Origin of the sequence: Streptomyces alfalfae (genome assembly GCF_004127445.1) — a bacterium.
Classification (GTDB): domain Bacteria; phylum Actinomycetota; class Actinomycetes; order Streptomycetales; family Streptomycetaceae; genus Streptomyces; species Streptomyces alfalfae.
Genome location: NZ_QEXM01000037.1, coordinates 110,825 through 127,080 on the forward strand (window position 1 = coordinate 110,825; position 16,256 = coordinate 127,080).

Here is a 16,256-nt window from a genome sequence, read left to right on the forward strand (position 1 = left end):
CGGGGGTTCTCGGGGGCTCCGTCAGAGCCAGTCGCGGGGCACTGTCTCGTTCCATGTGCGGGAGAAGACGCGCCGCTCGCCCTCGTAGCCGTCGAGCGTGGCGTCGACGAGGAAGTCGTCCTCGTCGCACCGCAGCACCGTGCGGGTCTCCACGCGCACGTCCCAGTCGTCCCGCTTGAACGTCATCGTCCAGGCCGACTCGCCGCCCACCGAGGTGAAGTCCTCCCCGGTGGAGGTGTACCGCTCGAAGGCGCGGCAGCCGACGTCGAGGCCGATCTCCTCGAAGCGCACGGTGCCCCGGTCCTTCACGATCTCCAGGGCGGAGTCGTAGGTGACCAGGTCGCGCCGGACCTCCCAGCGCTGGTCCGGCGGCGTCAGCCGGGTCGTGGCCAGCGGCTCCGCGCCCTCCGGCTCCTCGAAGGGGCGCTGCGGCGCGTTGTCGGGCTCGGCGACGGGGCGCACCGGCAGCCGCAGCGCGCTGGTGCCCTCGTACACGCTGAGCAGGACGGGGCGGGGCGGCGGCCAGGCCAGCGGCCAGTACGACGTGGACAGGGACAGGCGGATGCGGTGGCCGGGCGGGAACGACTGGGCCACGCCGTTGAGCTGGAGCGTCGCGCGGTAGCGCTTTCCGGGCTCCAGCGGTTCGGGCTCGCCGGTGCCGTCCCTGCGGGTCAGGTTGAGCACGCCGTACGTCACGCGCGTGGTCCGGCCGTCGGGGGCGACGTCGGAGAGGCGGGCGGCGACCGTGGCCACCGGCTCGCTGACGGACAGGTCGAGGTCGACGGAGGGCGAGCCGAGGATCTCCACCGCCTCGGTCAGTTCGGGCGAGTCGAAGACCAGCGAGCCGCCGTCCTCCTCCCGCTGGTCGTAGGGGAGGTCGGGCGGCGCGTTGTAGGAGGCCCACTTCCCGGCGAACTGGCCGACCGACAGCGGTGACTGCACGGTCATGGCCGCGCCGGGCTCCGCCGGTTCCGGCACCTCGCCCTGCCGGGCGATGCGGTGGCGCAGCAGGGGGTGGGAGATCTCCTTGATGTGCGGCGAGGGCCACTCCGGTTCGCCGACCCAGCGTCCCGGGCGCTCCTCGTAGGAGGTCGAGGGCGGCACGCTGTCCTGCATCCAGGCCCGCAGCATGGGGCCCTCCATGACGCCGTTGTCCTCGCCCTTGAGCCAGTGGTCCCACCAGCGGACCACCTCCTGGAGGTAGCCGATGGCGGGGCCCGGCTCGCCCAGGTGCGGATACTTGTGCGACCAGGGGCCGACGAGGCCCTTGCGCGGCACGTCGAGGTTGCCGAGCAGCCGGGTCACGGCGTTGGAGTAGCCGTCGGCCCAGCCGCTGGAGGCGAGGACGGGGCAGCGTACGTCCCGGTAGTTCTCGCAGACCGAGGCGTGCTTCCAGTACGCGTCGCGGCGCTGGTGACGCAGCCATTCGAGGACCCAGGGGCGGGTGCCCTCCATGCGCTCGTGCCACATGTCGCGCCAGCGGTCGCCGACCACGGCCGGGTCGGGCGGGCAGGTGCCGTAGGCGAACATGGTGCCGGCCTCGGCGAGGTTGTCGGACAGCATCGCGCCGCCCATGTAGTGCATGTCGTCGGCGTACCGGTCGTCCGTGAACGAGGAGATCACGATCGCCTTCAGGTTCGGCGGCCGACGGGCGGCGACCTGGAGCGCGGCGAACGCACCCCAGGAGATGCCCATCATCCCGGTGGACCCGTCGCACCAGGGCTGCTCCGCCAGCCAGGCGAGCACCTCCTCGGCGTCGGCCTGCTCCTGCTCCAGGTACTCGTCCTTGAGCACACCTTCGGACTCTCCCGTGCCGCGCACGTCCACGCGCACGCACGCGTAGCCGTGTCCCGCGATGTAGGGGTGGTGGATCGAGTCGCGCACGGAACTCAGATCACGCTTGCGGTACGGGATGTACTCCAGGACGGCCGGGACGGGCGCGTCGTCCGAGGACGTCGGGCGCCAGACGCGCGCCGACAGACGGGTGCCGTCGGACATCGGGACGACGACGTGTTCTTCCTCTTTGGTCGCGTACGGGAGATTGCCCACGTAACGCATGTGGCCGTGCCATCCTCTCGGTCGACTGTTCCGCCGGGTCCGGCGGTTCGTGCTGCTGCGGCGTCGGTCTGTCGGTCGTTGGTCCGTCAGTCGTTGGTGAGGTCGCGCCCGCCCGGCTCCGTCTCGTCGAAGGTGAGGCCGAGGGCCGCGACGCACCGGTCGTACTTGCTCCGTAGCTCCTCCTCACTGTCGCCCCCGGTGGAGATGTGGGCGAGTTCAAAGCTGTAGCTGTCCTGGTGGCCGCCGTCGGAGAGCCGCTGGCCCTCCTCGACCAGGACCTCGATGCGCACGTCCCCGATCTCGCGCTCGATGCGGTCGATCTCCTCACGGGTGGGCACGTCGTGCACCACGCCGTCGGAGAACCAGCGGTAGTACCACTTCGCGGAGGTCGCGCACGGGCCCTTGCCGTGCGGGAAGGCGGGGTCCTCGTCGAAGGCGAGGCTGACCATGCAGTGGTGGTTGGGGACGCCGTCCACGAACGCGAAGAGCTCGGCGTGGGCCTGCGAGTGCCGCGGGTTGATCTCCAAGAGGTTCAGCTCGTCGTTGCCCGGGTCGTAGAAGTACTCGATGCTGAAGGTCGCGGAGTCCATCCCGATCTGCCGTATCACCCGCTCGGAGACGTCGTGCAGACGGCGCACCACCGGCTCCGGCAGCGTGGAGGGGTACTGGTGGCGGAGGAAGCAGGAGGAGTCCGGATAGTTGATGGAGTCGAGGACGCCGTAGACGGTGACCTCACCCCGGTGGACGTAACCCTCCACGGCGACCTGGATGCCGGAGAGCGCCTCCTCGGCGAGGCAGACCTGCGCGCCGACGCCCGCCATCTCCTCGGGGACCTCGACGCGGTCCATGATGTGCTCGAACGGCCGGCCGACCAGGCCGATCCCGTCCTTGATCTTGGCCACGGCCGCCCGGAACTCGTCCGGGTCCCGGACGCTGTAGGCCAGCTTCGAGGAGTACGAGAGCGCCGGCTTGAGCCACATGGGGTAGCGCACGCCCTCCGGGGGTCGCGGGTCCGCCGCCTCCAGGTCCACCCGGCCGAAGCGCGGGTGCTCGTCGATCACCTTCTGCTGTTCGAGACGGCTCCAGTACTTGTGCTCGCACTTGACGACCGACTCCAGGCTGGTGCTGCGGGTGCCGTAGCGGTCGCCGAGCATGGCCACCAGCGTGCTGACGGGAAAGTCCCAGTAGCCGACGATCGCGTCGATGTTGCCGTCGAAGGCGTCGAGGATCTTCTCCGCCTTGGCCATGAGGTCCGGTACGGAGACCTCGCCGCCCTGCAGCTCCTCGATCGTGAGCAGCGGGTGGAACCGATAGTCCGCCGCGTCCGGTATGTCCCTCATCGCCGGCAGGTTCGCCTCGTCCAGTCCGATGACGAAGACGTTCTTCTGGCGCGCTGACACAAATGCTCCTTCGCTAGACGGCGTCAAGGCGGCTGAGTACCCGCAGGCCGTCGGCGCACACGTCGGCCATCCTGGGTAAGCGGAATCCATCCGACCGGAAGGAGCACCATGACCGCCCGAGGCGACGGACCACGTGACGGGGGAAAGGCCCTGGTCAAAGCGCTTCTCGACGCCGAGGGCCGCACCTACGCCGAGGAGGCCGGCATCCGGCTGCGGGACACGCCACAGCCGCTGTACGAGCTGCTGGTCCTCGCCGTCCTGCTGAGCGCGCCGATCCGCGGCAGTGCGGCGGTGGGCGCGGCCAGGGAGCTGTTCGACGCCGGGATGCGCGATCCCCGGCGCATGGCGGGGGCCACCTGGCAGGAACGCGTCGACGCGCTGGGCCGGGGCGGCTACCGGCGCTACGACGAGAGCACCGCCACGCGGCTCGGCGACGGCGCGCGGCTCGTCCAGCGGGACTACGGCGGCGATCTGCGCCGGATGCGGGACGAGGCGGGCGGCGACGCGCAGGCGCTGGCCAAGAGCCTGCAGAAGGTGCCGGGGCTCGGCCCGACGGGCGCCGCCATCTTCCTGCGCGAGGTACAGCGGGTGTGGCCGGGGGTGGGGCCCTACTTCGGTGACAAGGCCCTGGACGGGGCGCGGCGGCTCGGGCTCCCGGACGACCCGGACGAGCTGCTGCGGCTCGCGGGGAAGGCGGAGCCCGCGGTCCTCTCGGCCGCGCTGGTCAGGGCGTCCTTGGACAAGCGCACGGCGGACGACCTGTGAGGTGGCCGGCCGAGGCGGCCGGCCGGTTCAGACCGGGAGCAGCCGGGCGATCAGCGAGCTGAGCCGGCGTGCGGTGCGGCACTCGTGCATCTCGGCCAGTTCGGCGTACGCGTGCGCCGCCGAGTCCCCGGTCGACCACTGCGAGCGCGGCTCGGGGTTGAGCCAGTACACCCGGCGGGCCCGCTCGGTGACGCGCCGCAGCGCCGGGAGGTTGGGGTCGCTCATGTTCGTCCGGGCGTCACCGAGCACGAAGACCGTGGAGCGCGGGCCGACCGCGTCGAGATACCGCTCGGCGAACTCACCCAGCGCGGTGCCGTAGTCGCTGCTGCCGTGCCGGCCCGTGACCGCGGCCTCGCGGGCGATGCGGGCGGCGAGGGCCGCCGGGTCCGCCGTCCCGTGCCCGAGCAGCCCGGTCACCTCGTCGACACGGTTGACGAACGCGAACACGCGCACCTTGCTGAACTGGTCGTGCAGCGCCTGCACCAGCAGCATCGTGAAGTTCGCGAAGCCGGCCACCGAACCGGACACGTCGCAGAGCAGCACCAGCTCCGGGCGGCCGGGACGGCGGCGGCGCAGCACGGGCCGCATCGGCACCCCACCGGTGGACAGGGAGCCGCGCAACGTCCTGCGCAGGTCGATGGAGCCGTGCGCGGCCCGTCTGCGGCGGGCGGCCAGACGGGCGGCGAGCTTGCGGGCCAACGGGTGCACGGTCCTGCGCAGCTCCTCCAGCTGGGCGCGGCCCGCCACCAGGAAGTCGATCCGGTCGGCGGTGGTCACCACGGCGCGGCGGGCGATCTCCTCGGGGCCGCGCCGCTCGGCGACCCGGCGGCGCGCCTCCGCGCCGACCCGCTCGCGGAAGCCCTCGATGCGGCGCCGGATCTCGTCGGCCTCCAGACGGTCCGTGAACGCGGCGTCCTCACCGGATTCCGCGCGCAGGGCGGCGAGCACGCGCGCGAGGAGCGTCTCGGGCCGCAGCCGGTCCAGGGTCTGGTACGAGGACCAGCCGTCGGAGCCCCCCTGCCCCGAGCCGTACCCGCCGAAGCCGTCGACGGCCTCGGCCGCCAACCGGTCCAGGAGCGCTCGGTCATCGGCCGCCAGCGCGGCGACCAGGCGCTCGCGCAGCGCCTCGCGGTCCGGCGGGGCGCCCCGGTCCGCCTCGCCGCCGGGAGCGCCGATGGCCGACGGGAAGTACAGGTCGAAGACGGGGTCGAAGACCGCCCGCTGGCCCTGCTGGTGCAGCAGGGCGGCGGCCAGGCCCTCCCTGACCCGCTCCCGGTCGTCCAGGCCGAGTGCCCGCAGCGCCTCCGCGGCGTCGACGGTCTCCCCGGGGCCGAAGCGCAGACCGTGCGAACGCAGCGCCGCCACCAGGCCGGTGAGACGCCCGGGAAGACCGCCTTCCCCGGTGGTCACACGGTGTCCAGGTCCAGCTTTGCGGTCGCCTTCAGCACGTCGTCCTGGTGCTTGAGGACGACGCCGAGGCTGTCGCGCACGACGCCCTCGTCCAGGGTGTCCGCGCCGAGGGCGAGCAGCGTGCGCGCCCAGTCGATGGTCTCCGCGACCGAGGGCGTTTTGCGCAGGTCCATCGCGCGCAGCGCCCCCACCACCCGCACCACCGACGCGGCGAGCGCCTCGTCCAGGCCGGGCACCTTCATCCGGACGATGCGGCGCTCCAGCTCCTCGTCGGGGAAGCCGATGTGCAGGAACAGGCAGCGGCGGCGCAGCGCCTCGGACAGCTCACGGCCGGCGTTGGAGGTGAGGACCACGAACGGGCGGCGCTCCGCGCCGATCGTGCCCAGCTCGGGCACCGTCACCTGGAAGTCGCTGAGCACTTCGAGGAGCAGGCCCTCGACCTCGACGTCCGCCTTGTCCGTCTCGTCGATCAGCAGCACCTTCGGCTCGTCGCCGCGGATCGCGGTGAGCAGCGGGCGCGCGAGCAGGAACTCCTCGGTGAAGATGTCGGTGCGCGTCTCGTCCCACGACTCGTCGCGCCCCGCGGTGATGCGGAGCAACTGCTTGGCGTGGTTCCACTCGTAGAGCGCGCGGGACTCGTCGACGCCCTCGTAGCACTGGAGTCTGACCAGGCGGGCGCCCGCGACCTCGGCGACGGCCTTCGCCAGCTCCGTCTTGCCGACGCCCGCCGGGCCCTCCACGAGCAGCGGCTTGCCGAGCCGGTCGGCGAGGAAGACGGTGGTGGCGACCGCGGGGGAGGCGAGATACCCGGTGCCGGCGAGGCGGGCCGCGACGTCGTCGACCGACGTGAAGTATCCGGTCGCCGGGGGCTCGGACGTCATGGCGGGGCTCCAAACGGGGGTCAGGAGGCGGTGGGTGTCAGGATAGGGCGGCGACGATCCAACGAGACACCGGGGCGAACATGGCGGGGCACGGCATACCGGACGACTACCTCGACGGCTATGCCGACATCCTCGCCGCGGCCTCCCGCACGGGCCGCAGGCTGACCCGCGAGGAGCTGGAGTCGCGGCGAGCCCTGGGGGAGCGGGCGGCCGACGCGGGGCACGGCCTGCGCGCCCTGGTGGGCGCCCATCTGGCGGCGACCCGCGACCACTGGCCGCACGGGCGGCCGGACGCCGCCGACAGCGTCCTCGCCGCGGCGGAGCAGGCGGTCGACGCCCTCGCCGAGGGCTACGAACGCGCCCAGCGCCTGGCGGTGCGCCAAGAGGAGGCGGCGCGGCGGGAGTTCATCGACGACCTGCTGTACGGGCGCAGCGACCTCGGCCTGCTCGCCGAGCGCGCGGAACGCTTCGGCCTGCGTCTGTCCTACGAACACGCGGTCGCCGTCGCGCAGGACCGGCACGGCTACGAGGAAGGCCACGCCGTCCCCCGCGAGGTGGAGCGTGCCCTGATCGGCAGGTTCGGCGACCGGAGCATCCTGCTCACCACCAAGGACGGCCGCCTGGTCTGCGTCGCGCCGGGCGACCAGGCCGAGGTGCTCACCTTCTTCGCCAAGCAGGCCTACGCCGCCACCGACGACTGCCGCGTCGCCATCGGCCGCCCTCGGCCGGGCCCCGGGGGAGTCGTCCAGTCCTACGAGGAGGCGCTGGGCGCGCTGGACCTCGCGGAGCGGCTGGAACTCGACGCCCCCGTGCTGCGCGCCGCGGACCTGCTCGTCTACCCCGTGCTCACCCGCGACCGGCAGGCCATGGCCGAGCTGGTGCTGCACACGCTGGGTCCGCTGCGGGAGGCCCGCGGCGGGGCCGGGCCGCTCCTGGACACGCTCACCGCGTACTTCGACTCGGGCTGTGTCGCCGCGGAGACGGCCCGCGCCCTGGCCCTGAGCGTGCGCGCGCTGACCTACCGCCTGGAGCGCATCCACAAGCTCACGGGCGCCAACCCGGCCGATCCCGTGCACCGTTACACGCTGCAGACGGCGGTCATCGGGGCGCGCCTGCTCGACTGGCCCGACACGCAGTTCTAGCGGCCGGGTCGCCCTAGCGGCCGAGGCGCGGGATCTCGATGGCCGGGCAGCGGTCCATGACCATGTCCAGGCCGGCCGCGCGCGTACGCGCGTACGCCGCCTCGTCGATCACGCCGAGCTGGAACCAGACGGCCGCGGCGCCGGCCGCCACCGCCTCGTCGGCGACCTGGCCCGCCAGGGCACTGTTGACGAAGACGTCGACCACGTCGACCTGGAACGGCACGGCGGCCAGGGACGGATACCCCTGCTCGCCGTGGACCGTGGGGGACTTGGGGTGGATCGGCACGACGCGCTTGCCGAAGCGCCGCAGGACGTCCGCGACGCCGTACGCCGCGCGCTCGCGGTTCTCGGACAGGCCCACGACCGCCCAGGTGTCCCCGTGCTCCGTCAGGATCCTGTGTACCGTCTCCTGGTCGCCGTACATGCCCTGCCTCCTCGGTGAAGTGCGGCCGGCCGGCCGCGGGGCCGCCCGCCGGTCAGACGTTCACGCCGAAGTCCGACGCGATGCCGCGCAGCCCGCTGGCATAACCCTGGCCGACCGCGCGGAATTTCCACTCCGCACCGTGCCGGTAGAGCTCGCCGAAGACCATGGCGGTCTCCGTCGAGGCGTCCTCGGAGAGGTCGTAGCGCGCGATCTCGGCGTTGTCCGCCTGGTTCACCACGCGGATGAAGGCGTTGCGGACCTGGCCGAAGCTCTGGCCGCGGTTCTCGGCGTCGTGGATGGAGACCGGGAAGACGATCTTGTCGATGTCGGCGGGCACCTGCGCGAGGTTCACCTTCACCGCCTCGTCGTCGCCCTCGCCCTCGCCGGTGAGGTTGTCGCCGGTGTGCTCGACCGAGCCGTCCGGGCTCGTCAGGTTGTTGTAGAAGATGAAGTGCTGGTCCGAGAGGACCTTGCCCGACGCGTCGCAGAGCAGCGCGCTGGCGTCCAGGTCGTAGTCGGTGCCGGTCGTGGTGCGCACGTCCCAGCCCAGACCGACCAGTACGGCGGTGAGGCCGGGGGCCTCCTTGCTGAGCGAGACGTTGCCGCCCTTGGCCAGGGAAACTCCCATGATGTCCTCCTGAGATAGGGGTACTGAAGACAGGGGTGCCGAATGAACCGGTCCAGTAAAATCTACAGGACTGTAGAAGTCGGTTGTCCGATGGCGGCCCGTTACGATGTGGCGCTCCCCGCGGAGCGTGACGAGGCTGGAGGGAGCCGGGCATGAAGCATCACGACGACGAGCACGAAGAGGGGCAGCCCCGGCTGCGCCGCCGCGCGCAGGGCGAACTGGAGCAGCAGGTGCTCGCCGCGCTGCGCGCCGCGCCCGGGCCGGTCAGCGCCGCCTGGGTGCAGGAGCGGATAGGCGGTGACCTCGCCTATACGACGGTGATGACCATCCTGACCCGCCTGCTCGCCAAGGACGTGGTGACCCGGGAGCGCGCGGGCCGCTCCTTCGCCTGGTCCTCCGCCTCCGACGAGGCCGGACTCGCCGCCTTCCGCATGCGCAAGGTGCTCGACGGCGAGAGCGACCGCGAGGCGGTCCTCGCCAGCTTCGTCACCACGCTGACGCCCGACGACGAGCAGCTCCTGCGCGACCTGCTCGGCCGGGCGGACGCCGAAGCGGACGACTGACGCCCGAAAGGGGTTTTCTTCGATGGGCGTCTTCGTCTTCCTGCCGCTGGTGCTGCCGCTGACCGCGTGGCCGGTCGCCCGCCTCGCCGAGCAGCATCTGCACCCGCGCGCCGCCACGCGCGTGCTCACCGCCGTCGCCGGTGTCATGGCCGTGTGCAGCACGCTCTGCCTGGCGCTGCTCATGGTCGTCGGCACCGCCCAGCTCCCCGGCAACCCGCTGCCGGACGGCTGGTCCGACCCCGAGGTGCGGGCCGCCGTCCCCTACGACGAGATCGCCGGGCGGGCGGCCATCCCCGCCCTGCTCGCCGTCTGCGCGGCGTGCGCCCGCCTGCTGTGGCGGCACGCGCGCGTACGCCGACGGGCGCACCGGGCCCTGACGGGGCTGCGCGGCACCTCCGTCGCCGTGCTCGCCGACGAGGCGTCGTACGCCTACGCCCTGCCCTCGCGCGACGGCGGCCGCGTCGTCGTCACCAGCGGCATGCTGGCCGAGCTCACGGCGCCCGAGCGGCGCGCGCTCTTCGCCCATGAGCGGGCCCATCTGACCGCGCGGCACCACCGGCACCTGCTCATCACGCAGCTCGCGGCCCGCGCCAACCCCTTCCTGCGGCCGCTGCGCACCTCCGTCGCCTTCACCGCCGAGCGGTGGGCCGACGAGAGCGCGGCCCGCGCCGTCAGGGACCGGCGGACCGTGGCCCGTGCGATCGGCAAGGCCGCCCTGGTCTCCCGGGGCGTGCCCGCGCCGACCCTCGCGGGGCTCGCGGCGCCGGGGCCGGTGCCGCGCCGCGTCGCCGCGCTGCTCGCCCCGGCGCCCGCCGCCCGCATCCGCCCCTCGGTCTTCACCTCGATGGGGCTCGCGCTGTGGTGCGCGGCCTTCGGCACCGCCGTGTCCGCGATGTCCTCGGCGAACTCCGCGGTCACGATGGTCCTCATCCTGCGGGCGGCCACGCCGCTCTAGGCGCCCCTCGGGGCCTGCGGCGTGACACGGGCCCTGAAAGCGCCGCGGCCGTCCCCCCGGCTACAGGTCGAACTCGTGCGGCGGCAGGTCGAGCGTGAAGCACGCCTCGCGCACGACGGCCTGCTCGTCCTTGTCGAAGTCGCCGTCGGCGCCGCCGATGATGATGCCGATCTGGACGACCGCGCGGGCCTCCGCGGGCTTCTTCTTCGCCTTGGCTACCTCCTGCATGACGCTCACCTTGCCGAACGCGAAGTCGGCGGTGAGCTGGTCCACGTACCCCTCGAAGCGGCGGCGGAGGTCGTCGGCGGGGAAGTTCTGCAGGACTTCGTTCGTCCCGATGAGCTGGGCGACGCGTCGGCGCTCCGAGGGGTCGACGCTGCCGTCGGCGGCGGCCACCAGGGCGCACATGGCCATGCTGGCGTCGCGGAACGCGCCGCTCTTCAGGTCATTCTTCTTCGCCATCAGCTGGGTCTGCATCGTCGACGCGGATTCCTTGAGGCGATCCCACAGGGCCATGGAGAACTCCATAAACTATCGGTGTGTCAGGGGTGCTGGCGCGGTCCACGGCCCACGCGGTGCGGGGCCGGTGATCACGGCAATTTCTACAGCACTGTAGAAACTAGCAGTCGAACCGAGAAGTTCCCGCCCAGCGGAAGGTGCGCGCGATGACGCCGACGGCACAAGAGCTCATGCGGGCCACGGCCGCCCGCCTCGCCCTCGACCCAGGAACGAATCCACTCGTCCCCCGCGTCGCCGACGGCACGGCGGCGCCGCGCACACTCGCCGTGCTCGCCCTCGAGCAGTGGCACGTCATCCCCGCCGACCGGCGCTCCTTCCAGCACCTCGCCGAGCGCGCGGCCAAGAGCAAGGACCCGGAGTCCGCCGCCTTCTTCCAGACCCTCGCGGACGGCGAGTCCCTCGCGGAGCAGCGGCTCGTCCCGCTGCTCGACGTCCTCGGCGTCACCGCCGCCGAGAGCGCGACCTACGAACCGCGGGCCGGCTGCCAGGCCTACCCCGCGTACGCGGCCTGGCTCGCGCTGAACGCCGAACCGGCCGACGCCGTCATCGCCCTCACCGCCAACTTCGCGTCCTGGGGAGCGTGCTGCGCGGTGATCTCCCGCGCGCTGCGCGAACGCTACGGCCTCGCGGACGAGGCCCGCGGCTTCTTCGACCTGTTCGCCGAGCCCGCCCCCGAGCTGGACCGGCAGGCGCTCGCCGCCGTACAGGCCGGCCTCGACCGCCGGCGCGTCACGGCGGCGCACCTGCGCTACGGACGCCTCGTGCAGGCTTACGAAGAGATGTTCTGGGCGACGCTCGCGAGCGGCGACGAGGCGGTGCGGGGCCATTGAGCGACGCCCGCCCGGCCACCCCCGCGACCCGCCCCGGCCGCGGCGCGGGCCCCGGCCTCAGCGACGGCGCCGTCGGCACCGGTGACCTGGTCTTCTTCGTCGTGGCGGCCGCCGCGCCCCTGACCGTCATGGCAGGGGTGGCTCCCCTGGCCATCGCGATGGCGGGCAGCGCGGCGCCCCTCGGCTATCTGCTCTCCGGGCTGCTCCTCGTCGTCTTCGCCGCCGGGTTCACGGCGATGAGCCGCTTCGTGCGCGACGCGGGAGCCTTCTCCGCGTACATCGGCCGGGGCCTCGGACGGGTGACGGGAGCGGGCTCCGCCTACGTGGCGCTCTTCTCGTACAACGCCATCGAGGTCGGGCTGCTCGCCGCCTTCGGATGGTTCACCGAGTCCGGCTTCGGGGACCTCACCGGCGTGTCTGTGCCCTGGTGGGTGTGGGCGTCCGCCGGGCTCGTCGCCATCGGCGTGCTCGGCTACCTCAAGGTGACCCTCAGCGCCAAGGTCCTCGGCGTCGCACTGGTCCTCGAAGTCCTGGTCCTGCTCGTCTTCGAAGCGGGCGTCCTCGCCCACGGCGGCGGCCCGCGGGGCATCGAGCTGACGGCGCTCTCGCCGGCGCACCTCGGCGACTCCGGCGTCGGCGGCATGCTCGTCCTCGCGATCGGCGCCTTCATCGGGTTCGAGGCGACGGCGATCTACGCCGAGGAGGCACGCCGCCCGGAGCGGACCGTCCCCCGCGCGACCTGCGTCGCCGTGGCCTTCCTCGCCCTCTTCTACACCTTCACCGTCTGGATGATCATCAGCGCGTACGGAGCCGACCGCGCCCAGCGGGTCGCGAACGGCGACGGCGGCGCCGACATGGTCTTCGCGGCCACCGAACGCCTCGCCGGGGCCTGGACCGCCGACGCCATGCACGTGCTGATCATCACCAGCGCCTTCGCGGCCACCCTCGCCTTCCACAACGGCGCCGCCCGCTACTTCTACGCCCTCGGCAGGGAGGGCCTGCTCCCGGCCCGACTCGGCGCCGTCTCCGCGCGCACGCGGGCCCCGGCCGCCGCCGTGGCCCTGCAGTCGCTGCTCGCCCTGGCCGTGCTCGTCGTGACGGCGCTCGCCGGGGCCGACCCCTACACCGTCACGTTCCTGTGGAGCAGCGGCTCCGGCATCCTCGGCGTGATGCTCATGCAGGCGCTGGCCGCCCTCGCGGTGTACGGCTTCTTCCGCCGCGACCGGCGGGCGATGCCGGCCTGGCGGGTGGTCGCCGCGCCCCTCGTGGCCTGCGCGGGGCTCACGGTGATGAGCGTCCTGGTCTGCGCCGACCTCGATCTGCTCACCGGCGCCTCCCGCGCGGTGAACGCCGCCCTGATCGCACCGCTGCCGGTCCTCTTCGCGACGGGGGCGATCGTCGCCCTGCGGAGGGAACAGCGCGACCCGGCCGCGTACGAGCGTCTGACCTCGGTGGACGCCGAGCGAGGCTGATGCCCTCACCCACCGCACCCGCATCGCGCACCCCTGCCCCACCCGTGAGCGCAAGGAGGAACCGACGGCATGACCTCGACGACCCTGGTCTTTCTCGGGCCGGTCCGCACCGGCAGCGGCGCCCACGGCGACAGCACGGCGCTCGCCGTGCGCGACGGCCGGATTCTCGCCCTCGGCGACGACGCCCGCGGCCTCGCCCCGACCGCCGACGAGGTCGTCGACATCGGCGACGGGCTCCTGATGGCCGCCTTCGGCGACGGCCACGCTCACCCGCTCTTCGGCGGTCTGGAGAGCTTCGGCCCGCAGGTCAAGCAGCTCGACTCGGTGGCCGCGATCGTCGCCGAGGTCCGGCGGTGGGCCGATGAGCACCCCGGGGCCGAGTGGATCGTCGGCGCCTCCTACGACCCGGCGCTCGCGCCCGGCGGCGAGTTCGACGCCCGCTGGCTGGACGCCGCCGTCCCCGACCGCCCGGTCGTCCTGCGCGCCCACGACTACCACACGGTGTGGTGCAACACCGAGGCGCTGCGCAGAGCGGGCGTGACGCGGTCCACCCCGGAACCGCGGCTCGGCACCGTCGTGCGCCGCCCCGACGGCACCCCGCTCGGCACACTGCGCGAATGGCACGCCTGCGACCTCGTGCTCGACCAGGTGCCCGCACGCGCGGTGGACGAACTCGTCGAAGCCGTGCGCAGGGCCGGGCACGCGTACGCGCGCGCGGGCGTCACCTGGGTCCAGGACGCCTGGGTCGAGCCGGAGATGGCCGACGCCTATCTGTCGGCCGTCCGCGCCGGCGCGCTGACCGTCCGCGTCGACCTCGCCCAGCGCGCCGACCCCGACCGCTGGCCCCACCAGCTCGGCCCGTTCGCCGACACCCGGGCGCGCGTGGCCGCCGAGGGCGGCGAGCTGCTGACCGCACGGACGGTGAAGTTCTTCAGCGACGGCGTCGTCGAGGGCGGCACGGCCGCGATGCTCGCCCCCTACGTCGACGCGCCGCACAGCTGCGGCATGCCCGTCTGGGAACCGGGCGCACTCGCCGAAGCCGTGTGCGCCTTCGACGCGGCGGGCTTCAAGACGCACATCCACGCGATCGGCGACGCCGGCGTGCGCGCCTCGCTCGACGCGATCGAGGCCGCGCTGCGCGCCAACCCGCCCTGGGACCGACGCCCGGTGATCACGCACGTGCAGGTGGTGGACCCCGCCGACCTGCCCCGGTTCGCCGCGCTCGGCGTCATCGCCAACTTCGAACCGCTCTGGGCCCAGCCCGACCCGGTCCAGACCGAACTGTCCATCCCGCGCATCGGCGCGCACCGGGCGGAGCTGCAGTACCCCATGGGGGAGCTGGCACGGGACGGCGTGCGCCTCTCCTTCGGCAGCGACTGGCCCGTCAGCTCGCACCTCCCGCTGGAGGGCGTCCAAGTCGCCGTCACCCGGCGCACGTTCGCGGGGGAGCCGCGCGGAGGCTGGATTCCCCGGCAGCGGCTCACCGTCGAGGAGGCGCTGACGGCGGCCACCACGGGCGTCGCCCATCAGGCGGGCGCCGACGAGCGGCTGTCCCTCGCCCCGGACGCCCCCGCCGACCTGGTCCTGCTCTCCGCCGATCCGCGCGCGGGCGATCCGATGGAGATCCGCCACGCGCGCGTGCTCGGCACCTGGCTGGGCGGCCGTGCCACCCACCGGGCGCGGGCGGGCACGTCTGCGGAGGGACGGTCCGCGGACCCTACGTACGCGTCGTGACCGGCAGGACGATCGCCGTGGCCGCGATGCCGTCGCGCACGACCCACCGGCCGGAGAACACCTTCACCTCGACGCCCTCCACCACCGGGCCCTCGACGAGCAGCCGCGCGGTGAACGTCCCGTCGGCCGCGAGGTCCACCCGCGCCTCCTCGAAGCCGAGCCAGCGGCCGGTGAGGGGGAACCACGTCTTGTAGACGGACTCCTTGGCGCTGAACAGCAGCCGGTCCCACGGCGTGGCCGGCTGCCGGGCGCCGAGCGCCGCGAGCGCGGCACGCTCCGTCTCGTCGGCGACCAGGTCCAGGACCCCGGGGTCGCGCAGCGGCTCGCCGGGCTCCGCGTCGACGCCGAGCGAGACGACCTGGTCGGCGCGGGCCACGACCGCCGCGCGGTACCCGGCGCAGTGGGTCATGCTGCCGACGACGCCGGCAGGCCAGCGCGGCGCGCCCCGCTGCCCCGGCAGGATCGGCGCGGGCGGCACCCCGATGCGGGACAAAGCGGCCCTGGCGCAGTGCCGGACGGTGGTGAATTCGTTGCGCCGCTTGGCCACGGCGTTCGCCACCACCGCCTCCTCCTCGGGGAAGAGGACGGCGTCGGCGGGGTCGTCATGGGTCTCTTCGACGGTGACGGGCACGGAGGCGAGCAGGGAAGCCAGGGGCCCGGCGGACTCAGGGACCCGGCGCACGGATATCGAGGGTGACGTCACGAGAGATCACCGTACCGGGCGGGCGGCACGCGCGCGTAGCAGATACCCGTACTCCGGAGCCCCGGCCGCCGGGGTTCGGGAGGGGAGGGTGAAGCGCATACGCTGGCGTGATGCAGGACGAGTACCGCACAGTGGCCCGTGAGGGCGTGCACGAGACCGAGATCAACCGCTCGCGCTTCCTGTGCGCCCTGGCGCCCGCGGCCACCGAGCGGGAGGCGCAGGACTTCGTGGCCCGCGTCCGCAAGGAGCACCCGACGGCCTCGCACAACTGCTTCGCGTACGTGATCGGGGCCGACGCGGCGGTGCAGAAGGCGAGCGACGACGGCGAGCCCGGCGGCACCGCGGGTGTGCCGATGCTCCAGATGCTGACGCGCCGCGACATGCGGTACGTCGTGGCGGTCGTGACCCGCTATTACGGCGGCGTCAAGCTCGGCGCGGGCGGCCTCATCCGTGCCTACGGGGGCGCGGTCGGCGAGGCGCTCGACGCCCTCGGCACCGTCACCCGCCGCCGTTTCCGCCTCGCCACGGTCACCGTCGACCACCAGCGCGCGGGCCGGGTGCAGAACGATCTGCGCACGGCGGGACGTGAGGTGCGCGACGTCCGCTACGGCGACGCGGTCACGATCGAGATCGGCCTGCCCGACGCCGACGTGGACGCCTTCCGCGGCTGGCTCGCCGATGTCACCGCGGGCGCCGCGGAGTTCGAACTCGGCGGAGAGGCGTACGGAGACGCCTGACGCGCGGTGCCCCCGGGGAAGCGGGGGCCCGGTCG

The 16,256-nt window shown here is 73.3% G+C and carries 16 protein-coding genes; 8 read left to right on the forward strand and 8 right to left on the reverse strand.

The genetic code is table 11. The features are described 5' to 3' along the window. Positions 1 to 21: 21 nt before the first annotated feature. Both DCW30_RS15585 and DCW30_RS15590 read right to left on the reverse strand, forming a co-directional pair. Complete coding sequence (locus DCW30_RS15585) at positions 22 to 2,058, reverse strand: CocE/NonD family hydrolase (RefSeq protein WP_076687439.1); 2,037 nt, start codon at positions 2,056 to 2,058, stop codon at positions 22 to 24. A gap of 86 nt (positions 2,059 to 2,144) precedes the next feature. After that, positions 2,145 to 3,398 carry an ATP-grasp domain-containing protein gene (locus DCW30_RS15590; RefSeq protein ID WP_237283594.1) on the reverse strand — a complete coding sequence of 418 codons (1,254 nt, stop codon included), beginning with the start codon at positions 3,396 to 3,398 and terminating at the stop codon, positions 2,145 to 2,147. A 168-nt stretch (positions 3,399 to 3,566) separates the two neighbouring features. Between DCW30_RS15590 and DCW30_RS15595 the strand changes: the two genes are divergently transcribed. Further along, positions 3,567 to 4,223: an HhH-GDP family DNA glycosylase gene (locus DCW30_RS15595; protein WP_076687441.1), complete on the forward strand. Its 657-nt coding sequence runs from the start codon at positions 3,567 to 3,569 to the stop codon at positions 4,221 to 4,223. Positions 4,224 to 4,250: 27 nt separating this feature from the next. Here the strand turns inward: DCW30_RS15595 and DCW30_RS15600 are convergent, their stop codons facing one another. Both DCW30_RS15600 and DCW30_RS15605 read right to left on the reverse strand, forming a co-directional pair. Continuing rightward, the gene (locus tag DCW30_RS15600) at positions 4,251 to 5,633 is read right to left on the reverse strand and encodes a vWA domain-containing protein (protein WP_076687442.1); all 1,383 of its coding nucleotides are present in this window, start codon (positions 5,631 to 5,633) and stop codon (positions 4,251 to 4,253) included. Continuing rightward, positions 5,630 to 6,514 carry an AAA family ATPase gene (locus tag DCW30_RS15605; RefSeq protein ID WP_076687443.1) on the reverse strand — a complete coding sequence of 295 codons (885 nt, stop codon included), beginning with the start codon at positions 6,512 to 6,514 and terminating at the stop codon, positions 5,630 to 5,632. The genes DCW30_RS15600 and DCW30_RS15605 overlap by 4 nt, the downstream gene beginning before the upstream one ends. An 80-nt stretch (positions 6,515 to 6,594) precedes the next feature. Here DCW30_RS15605 and DCW30_RS15610 point away from each other — a divergent pair, with 80 nt between their 5' ends. Beyond that, on the forward strand, positions 6,595 to 7,656 hold the full coding sequence (locus DCW30_RS15610; RefSeq protein WP_076687444.1) for a PucR family transcriptional regulator: 1,062 nt from the start codon (positions 6,595 to 6,597) through the stop codon (positions 7,654 to 7,656). A gap of 13 nt (positions 7,657 to 7,669) precedes the next feature. Here DCW30_RS15610 and DCW30_RS15615 read toward each other — a convergent pair whose 3' ends face one another. Together DCW30_RS15615 and DCW30_RS15620 are read right to left on the reverse strand one after the other, a co-directional pair. Then, complete coding sequence (locus tag DCW30_RS15615; protein ID WP_076687445.1) at positions 7,670 to 8,080, reverse strand: CoA-binding protein; 411 nt, start codon at positions 8,078 to 8,080, stop codon at positions 7,670 to 7,672. A gap of 52 nt (positions 8,081 to 8,132) precedes the next feature. Then, positions 8,133 to 8,708: a TerD family protein gene (locus DCW30_RS15620; RefSeq protein ID WP_076687446.1), complete on the reverse strand. Its 576-nt coding sequence runs from the start codon at positions 8,706 to 8,708 to the stop codon at positions 8,133 to 8,135. Positions 8,709 to 8,860: 152 nt separating this feature from the next. Here DCW30_RS15620 and DCW30_RS15625 point away from each other — a divergent pair, with 152 nt between their 5' ends. Then, positions 8,861 to 9,271, forward strand: coding sequence for a BlaI/MecI/CopY family transcriptional regulator (locus DCW30_RS15625; RefSeq protein ID WP_076687447.1), 411 nt, complete (start codon positions 8,861 to 8,863; stop codon positions 9,269 to 9,271). Positions 9,272 to 9,293: 22 nt separating this feature from the next. Beyond that, entirely contained in the window at positions 9,294 to 10,226 is a 933-nt protein-coding gene (locus DCW30_RS15630; protein ID WP_076687448.1) for a M56 family metallopeptidase, read from the forward strand. A gap of 60 nt (positions 10,227 to 10,286) precedes the next feature. On the opposite strand, the gene DCW30_RS15635 is transcribed toward DCW30_RS15630, so the two are convergent. Next, positions 10,287 to 10,742, reverse strand: coding sequence for a tellurite resistance TerB family protein (locus tag DCW30_RS15635; RefSeq protein ID WP_062776123.1), 456 nt, complete (start codon positions 10,740 to 10,742; stop codon positions 10,287 to 10,289). A 149-nt stretch (positions 10,743 to 10,891) separates the two neighbouring features. Here DCW30_RS15635 and DCW30_RS15640 point away from each other — a divergent pair, with 149 nt between their 5' ends. The 3 genes from DCW30_RS15640 (at position 10,892) to DCW30_RS15650 (ending at position 14,781) form a co-directional block, all read left to right on the forward strand. Next, complete coding sequence (locus DCW30_RS15640; protein ID WP_076687449.1) at positions 10,892 to 11,575, forward strand: thiaminase II/PqqC family protein; 684 nt, start codon at positions 10,892 to 10,894, stop codon at positions 11,573 to 11,575. Then, positions 11,572 to 13,047, forward strand: coding sequence for an APC family permease (locus tag DCW30_RS15645; RefSeq protein WP_076687450.1), 1,476 nt, complete (start codon positions 11,572 to 11,574; stop codon positions 13,045 to 13,047). Before DCW30_RS15640 ends, DCW30_RS15645 begins: the two co-directional genes overlap by 4 nt. Before the next feature lie 69 nt (positions 13,048 to 13,116). Then, positions 13,117 to 14,781 (forward strand): amidohydrolase, encoded by a 1,665-nt coding sequence (locus DCW30_RS15650; RefSeq protein WP_076687451.1) that lies wholly within the window; start codon positions 13,117 to 13,119, stop codon positions 14,779 to 14,781. Here the strand turns inward: DCW30_RS15650 and DCW30_RS15655 are convergent. Then, positions 14,765 to 15,433, reverse strand: coding sequence for a 4'-phosphopantetheinyl transferase family protein (locus tag DCW30_RS15655; protein ID WP_076689626.1), 669 nt, complete (start codon positions 15,431 to 15,433; stop codon positions 14,765 to 14,767). The genes DCW30_RS15650 and DCW30_RS15655 overlap by 17 nt on opposite strands. 161 nt (positions 15,434 to 15,594) lie before the next feature. Between DCW30_RS15655 and DCW30_RS15660 the strand changes: the two genes are divergently transcribed. Next, positions 15,595 to 16,221 (forward strand): YigZ family protein, encoded by a 627-nt coding sequence (locus tag DCW30_RS15660; RefSeq protein WP_076687452.1) that lies wholly within the window; start codon positions 15,595 to 15,597, stop codon positions 16,219 to 16,221. Positions 16,222 to 16,256: the final 35 nt, after the last annotated feature.